Origin of the sequence: Geoalkalibacter sp. (assembly GCF_030604225.1) — a bacterium.
Classification (GTDB): domain Bacteria; phylum Desulfobacterota; class Desulfuromonadia; order Desulfuromonadales; family Geoalkalibacteraceae; genus Geoalkalibacter.
This window is the reverse complement of the sequence record NZ_JAUVWH010000159.1, coordinates 1-5,955: the sequence shown is the minus strand read 5'-3', so window position 1 is coordinate 5,955 and position 5,955 is coordinate 1. Positions and strand designations below refer to the sequence as shown.

The 5,955-nt window shown below is 65.9% G+C and carries 6 protein-coding genes and 1 pseudogene; all 7 read right to left on the bottom strand.

Features of this window, described 5'->3' with window-relative positions:
• Nucleotides 1–530, bottom strand: a pseudogene (locus QAT43_RS13710) (hypothetical protein); the annotation flags it as partial.
• 132 nt (nucleotides 531–662) lie between these two features.
• A complete protein-coding gene (locus tag QAT43_RS13705; RefSeq protein WP_305043649.1) occupies nucleotides 663–1,697 on the bottom strand; it encodes a rhomboid family intramembrane serine protease in 1,035 nt (344 codons plus the stop codon).
• Between the two features lie 87 nt (nucleotides 1,698–1,784).
• Entirely contained in the window at nucleotides 1,785–2,861 is a 1,077-nt protein-coding gene (locus QAT43_RS13700) for a protein-glutamate methylesterase/protein-glutamine glutaminase (RefSeq protein WP_305043648.1), read from the bottom strand.
• A 10-nt stretch (nucleotides 2,862–2,871) separates the two neighbouring features.
• Nucleotides 2,872–3,270: a response regulator gene (locus QAT43_RS13695; RefSeq protein ID WP_305043647.1), complete on the bottom strand. Its 399-nt coding sequence runs from the start codon at nucleotides 3,268–3,270 to the stop codon at nucleotides 2,872–2,874.
• Between the two features lie 14 nt (nucleotides 3,271–3,284).
• On the bottom strand, nucleotides 3,285–4,190 hold the full coding sequence (locus QAT43_RS13690) for a response regulator (protein ID WP_305043646.1): 906 nt from the start codon (nucleotides 4,188–4,190) through the stop codon (nucleotides 3,285–3,287).
• 7 nt (nucleotides 4,191–4,197) lie between these two features.
• On the bottom strand, nucleotides 4,198–5,028 hold the full coding sequence (locus tag QAT43_RS13685) for a CheR family methyltransferase (RefSeq protein ID WP_305043645.1): 831 nt from the start codon (nucleotides 5,026–5,028) through the stop codon (nucleotides 4,198–4,200).
• A 139-nt stretch (nucleotides 5,029–5,167) separates the two neighbouring features.
• A partial coding sequence (locus QAT43_RS13680) for a methyl-accepting chemotaxis protein (protein WP_305043644.1) occupies nucleotides 5,168–5,955 on the bottom strand: 788 nt, incomplete at its 5' end.

Sequence of the window (5,955 nt, the reverse complement as noted above, 5' to 3'; positions counted from 1 at the left end):
GCCAGATGGGCGCCGAATTTCAGGGGCGCCTCGGGCGCGGCGGGGCGCTGCGCCTGGGCGGCTTCGTAACCCTGCCAATCGAGGACCGGCAGGGCGTCGCGCACCTGCTGGAAAAATTCCTCGCCCTGTCCGGCAAAGTCCCAGAACAGGGCGCTCAGGTGTTCGTAGCGCCGAATGGCGTCGCCGCGCTGGATGGCCGCGGCCTCGCCCACCGGCGCCGCGTAGCTGTAGCCCGAGCGCACCCGCGTCACGCGCAGCACCGCCTTGGCGTCGTCGAGGGTGCCGATGACCTGGCCCGTCACCGGATGCACGATGCGCTCGCCGGAGCGCACCACGGCGAACAGGTCGCCCGGCACCACGCCCTTGGAGGCATCGAGGTCGATGAGGTACTCGCCGTCCACGGGCATGACCACCACGCCGTCGACGGGCGCGAAATCACGGCGGAGACTGTCGAACACATCGGCAAGGGAGACGGACGCGATCAGCAGGTTGCACAGCAGGAGCAGCAGGGTCAAGCGAAGGGCTTTCAAGACGGGATCCTCCAGAAGGGCGATGGCCGAGACCACGCGGAAAACGGATGTCCAATAAAAAACCGGGCGTGAAACCCGGTCAAGTTAGCATATTCCCTGGGCTCAATCAATCATCCCGAAAAATCGCGCCCCTCATAGAGGGCGGGAGGCCTGCTCCAGACGTCGCGCCCAGGTCTCCAGGGCAGCGGCGTCGCCCCGGCGCGCGTAGAGGGAAAACAGGGCACGGCAGATGTCTGCGTTGTCCGGGTCGCGGGCGGCGCAGGCCAGCCAGTTTTCCTCGGCCTCGCGCAGCTTGCCCTGCTCGAAGCACAGCAGGCCCAGGTTGTAGCGGGCGGCGTTGTTGTCGGGGGCCAACTCCAGCACGCGCTGGTAATGGGCCAGTTGCTCGGCGACATCCCGCGCGTGGTAGGCCTTCCAGTAATGCCAGTCGGGGTTGAGAACGGGGCGATGAAGATAGGCGCTGCCCGCCGCCAGAGCCAAGAGCAGCGCGCCCGCCGGCAGCAGGCGCCAGGCCGGCGCACGGCCCGCGCCGCGCAGCTGCCATTCGGCGGCGGCCAATCCAAGGACCAGGCCCGCCAGATGCACGACGTTGCCGATGGCCACCAGGCCGACCAGGCTGATGAGGGGACCGATGAGCAGCCAGGAGTAGAACAGCACCCGCGTCGGCCCGTCGCACACGCGCCGCGCCGCCTTGTGGGCGGGACGCAGGCGGTCGAGGTAGGCGAACATGAAATACACCAGGCCCGAAAGCCCGATGCCTCCCGCCTCCCAGGTCAGGTTGCCCGCCAGGCCCGTCACCCAGGCCGCCAGCAGCAGCAACGGCAGGTAGCGCCGCGGGCCGATCAGGGCTTCGAGCACCGGCGAGAGGCGCAGCACCCAGTAAATGTTGAACAGGTAGTGAAAAATGTTGTTGTGCAGCAGACTGTTGATGCCCAGCCGCCACAGCTCGCCCTGCCAGAACAGCGGCCCCTCGCCCCAGCCGAAGGCGGTGAGCACGCCGATGGTGCTGTTGCGCGGCGCCAGGATCAGGGTGAGACTCAGGACGGATGAGGCGATGAAGAGCAGCGAGGAAACCGGCGCCTCCACCTGAAAGGCGAAGGTCGGCTCGGCCTGGGAGGAACCCCGGGGAGCAGCGGACTGCGTTGAGCGACCGGAACCGTCGTCCATGCCGAACTCCCCCGGCACAAGAGGCACAGCGCGTTATCCAACAACGTATGCTGAGTATAACCGACAACCGACAACCGACAACCGCCCTTAAACCATCCGCAGCACCTCCGCCGCGATTTTTTGCAACGGCAGAACCTTATCCACCCCCCCGTGCTTGACGGCTTCGTTGGGCATGCCGAACACCACGCAGGTCGCTTCGTCCTGGGCGAGGGTGCGCGCGCCGGCGTCCTTCATCTCGCGCATGCCGCGCGCGCCGTCGTCGCCCATGCCGGTGAGGATCACGCCCACGGCGTTGGCGCCGGCGTAGCGCGCCGTGGAGCGAAACAGCACGTCCACCGAGGGCCGGTGGCGCGACACCAGGGGGCCGTCCTTGATTTCGACATAATAGCGGGCGCCGCTGCGCTTGAGCAGACAGTGGCGGTTGCCGGGGGCGATGAGCACCCGGCCGCGCAGCACCGTGTCGCCGTCCTGGGCTTCCTTGACCGACACCCGGCACAGGCTGTCGAGGCGCTGGGCAAAGGTGGCGGTGAAATGCTCGGGCATGTGCTGCACCACGACGATGCCCGGCACATCCAGGGGCAGGGCTTCGAGAAACACCCGCAGGGCCTCGGTGCCGCCCGTGGAAGCGCCGACCACCACCACCTTCTCGGTGGTCTCGATCATCGCCTTGGAGCTGCCTCGGGCGATGACCGCGTCGGCGGTGAGCTTGGGCGCGGCTTCGAGGCTGCGCGGCGAAAGCTTGACCAGCCGTGCCCGCGCCGCCGCCTTGACGGCGTCGCAGATGCGCACCCGCGCCTCATCGAGAAACTGGCGCGTACCCAGGCGCGGCTTGGTGATGATGTCGACGGCACCGTATTCCAGGGCCTTGAGGGCGGTTTCCGAACCGCGCTCGGTGAGGCTTGAGCACATCACCACGGGAATCGGGTGCTGACTCATGATCTTCTGCAGGAAGGTCAGCCCGTCCATGCGCGGCATCTCGACGTCCAGGGTGATGACGTCGGGAATCAGGGTCTTGAGACGGTCGGCGGCAACGAAGGGGTCGGAGGCCGTGGCGACCACCTCGATCTGCGGATCGGAGGCGAGAATATCCGCCAGGGTCTGACGCACCACCGCCGAATCATCGACGATCATGACCCTGATTTTGCCGTCACCTTGGCTCTTCATCGCCATGACCTCAGGCCAGCACTCGGTGCTCGCGCAGCTTGTCCAGCAGTTCCTGCTTGTCGATGGGCTTGACCAGATAGTCGGTGCAGCCACCGCGATAAAAGGCCTCGATGACGTCGCGAGGCTGATCCAGGGCGGTGGTCATGAGCACCCGCGCCTCGTCGCGCGGCGCCACGCCCAGCTCGCCCTCGCGCCGGCGCAGGATTTTCAGGGCCTGCTGGCCGTCCATCTCGGGCATCATGATATCGAGGCAGATGAGCCGATAGGGGCGGCCCTCGGCGTGGGCGGCTTCGAAGGCGGCCACCGCTTCGGCGCCGTTGAGGGCGACATCGCATTCGCCGAAGGGCGCCAGCAGCTTCTGCATGAGCCGGCGGCTGGTGTAATCATCTTCCGCAATGAGAATTCGCATGAAACCTTCTCCACTTAGAGGGACGGTACTTCATCCTGATCTTTCGGATTTTCAGCCGGGGCGTAACTCTCCACCAGGGCCAGCAATTCCTGAACCTGAAAGGGTTTGGCCAGGCAGCGATCGACGCCCGCGTCGAGAAAGCGCCGGGAGCCCTCCTCGCAGAGGTGCACCGTCAGGGCGATGATGGGAATTCGGGGATCGCAGGCGACCCGGTCGCCGCGCCGGATGGCCTGGGCCAGTTGGACGACGTCCTGGGTCGGCAGGTGCATGTCCAGCAAGAGCATATCAAAAATCTGGCGAGAGAGCAGATCCAGCGCCGCGCGCCCGTTGTCCGCCCGGGTCACCTGGTGGCCGCGCTTGGACAACAGGGTCGACACCAGTTTCTCATTGGCCGGGCCTTCGGCCACCAGCAGCACACGCTGGCGCAGGGGCGCCGGGCCGGCGGTCAGCCAGGCCTTGGTACGCCGGGGAAACCCGAAGATGCGCCCGCACAGCACCTTGCTCACGGCATCCTGCAAATCGACCAGCCGCAGGGGCTTTTCCACGCAGAAGGCCGCGCTGCCGGCGGCGTCGGGTGGCGGGCAGGGTTCGTCGTTGAGAAACAACACCGGGATCTTGACGAGGGCCGTCTCGACGGCGAGACGTCGCGCCGTGCTCAGCCCCTTGGCCCCGGCGCTGTTGAGGTCGATGATGATCAGATCGAAGAGCAGCCCCCGGGCCAAGGACAGGCGGGTGCAGGCCAGGGCCTCGTCGCCGCTTTGCACCTCCAGGCACTCCCCGCCCCAGAGCACGATCATCTCGTAGAGCAGGTCGCGGCTTTCGGCGCAATCCGCCACCACCAGCACCCGACGCCCGCGCAGATCGGGGAGCGGGGGGGTGTTGGTCGCGGGGGACAGTATCCGTTCCGGGGCGCTTGCCATAAAACCCTCATTGCCTCCGGTAGACCGTCGGCGCCACCTGCGCCAGGGGCACGTCAAAACCGTGCAGCGACTCGGAATGACCAAGAAACAGATAGCCGCCCGGGTTCAGGTAGCGGCAGAACTTCCTCATCAGGCGCTCCTGGGTGGGCTTGTCGAAATAGATGATGACGTTGCGGCAGAAAATCACCTGAAAGCGCTCCTGAAAGCCGAAATCCTCATCCATGAAATTGATCCGCCCGAAACGCAGCAGGGTGCGCAGGCTGGAGTCCATGCGCACCAGCCCGGCCCGGGAGTCGCGGCTGCGCAGCAGGTATTTCTTGCGCAGGGCCGGCGGGATGGGGGCGATGCGATCCTCGCTGTACACCGCGCGCCGCGCGTGCTCAAGCACCCGGGTGGAAATATCGCTGGCGAAGATTTCCCCCTCGATGCCCGCCTCGGGGCAGGATTCCTGAAATTCGCGCAGCACCATGGCCAGGGTGTAGGGTTCCTCGCCCGTCGAGCAGCCGGCGCTCCAGATCCGGACCTTGCTTTTGCCGCCGCGCTTGCGGCTCATTTCCGGCAGCACCACCTGGGAAAGATAGTCGAAGTGGCTCGGCTCACGGAAGAAATCCGTCTTGTTGGTGGTGACCACGTCGATCATGTGCACCAGTTCCTGGTCCTGCCCCGCCGCGCTGAAGAGAAAATCGCAGTAGTCGCGGTGACTGGCCAGGCCCAGGGCGCGCAGGCGCTTCTGCAGGCGGCCTTCGAGCATGGTGCGCTTGACGTCGCTCATCTTGATGCCGACGTGCTCGTAGATAAAGCCGCAGAGTCTTTTGAAATCCTGATCGGTCAGAGCCATGGGCACACACTTATTCACTAAATAGACCCGAGAGACCTTTTCTCACCGCAGAGGGCACAAAGAGCGCGGAGAAAAGACGCCTTCATGCTTTCTTTGCGTTCTCTGCGTTCTCTGCGGTGAGAGTTCTTTCAGGTTTTGCTTAATACCGCTCGAACTCGTCGTCGAGCCGATCCTGCTTGGCGCCCATCTCCAGGGCCACCCCACCCTTGGCCGCGGCTTTTCGCGCCGGCGAGGCGACGTGAGCGATAGCCTTGGGCGCGGGCTTTTTCGGCTGCGGCTTGCCGGCGCGCACGGTGGCCTGGCCGTGGCCGTCGACCTTGAAGTAGGCAATCGCCTGCTGCAACTGCTCGGCCTGACTGGAGAGCTCTTCCGAGGTGCTGGCCATTTCCTCCGAGGCCGAGGCGTTTTGCTGGATCACCTGATCGAGTTGCTGGATGGCCTTGTTCACCTGCTCGGCGCCGGCGTCCTGCTCCTTGCTCGCGGCGGCGATCTCCTGCACCAGCTCGGCGGTGCGCTGGATGTCGGGCACCATCTGCTCAAGCATCTTGCCGGCCTGTTCGGCAATCTCGACGCTCGATCCCGACAGCTCGCTGATCTCGGCGGCCGCGGTCTGACTGCGCTCGGCAAGTTTGCGCACTTCCGCCGCCACCACCGCGAAACCCTTGCCGTGCTCGCCGGCGCGCGCCGCTTCGATGGCCGCGTTCAAGGCCAGCAGATTGGTCTGGCGGGCGATCTCCTCGACGATGGAAATCTTCTCGGCGATCTGCTTCATGGCCGCCACTGTCTGGCTCACCGCCGCACCGCCCTGGCGGGCATCCTCGGCGCTCTTGGCGGCGATCTTCTCGGTCTGCATGGCGTTGTCGGCGTTCTGGCGGATGTTGGCCGCCATCTGCTCCATGGAACTCGACGCCTCCTCGGCGGCCGCCG

Bases quoted from the DNA above. Each gene is read 5' to 3' on its own strand.
- QAT43_RS13705 (WP_305043649.1), bottom strand. From the start codon at position 1,697: ATGGACGACGGTTCCGGTCGCTCAACGCAGTCCGCTGCTCCCCGGGGT.
- QAT43_RS13700 (WP_305043648.1), bottom strand. From the start codon at position 2,861: ATGAAGAGCCAAGGTGACGGCAAAATCAGGGTCATGATCGTCGATGAT.
- QAT43_RS13695 (WP_305043647.1), bottom strand. From the start codon at position 3,270: ATGCGAATTCTCATTGCGGAAGATGATTACACCAGCCGCCGGCTCATG.
- QAT43_RS13690 (WP_305043646.1), bottom strand. From the start codon at position 4,190: ATGGCAAGCGCCCCGGAACGGATACTGTCCCCCGCGACCAACACCCCC.
- QAT43_RS13685 (WP_305043645.1), bottom strand. From the start codon at position 5,028: ATGGCTCTGACCGATCAGGATTTCAAAAGACTCTGCGGCTTTATCTAC.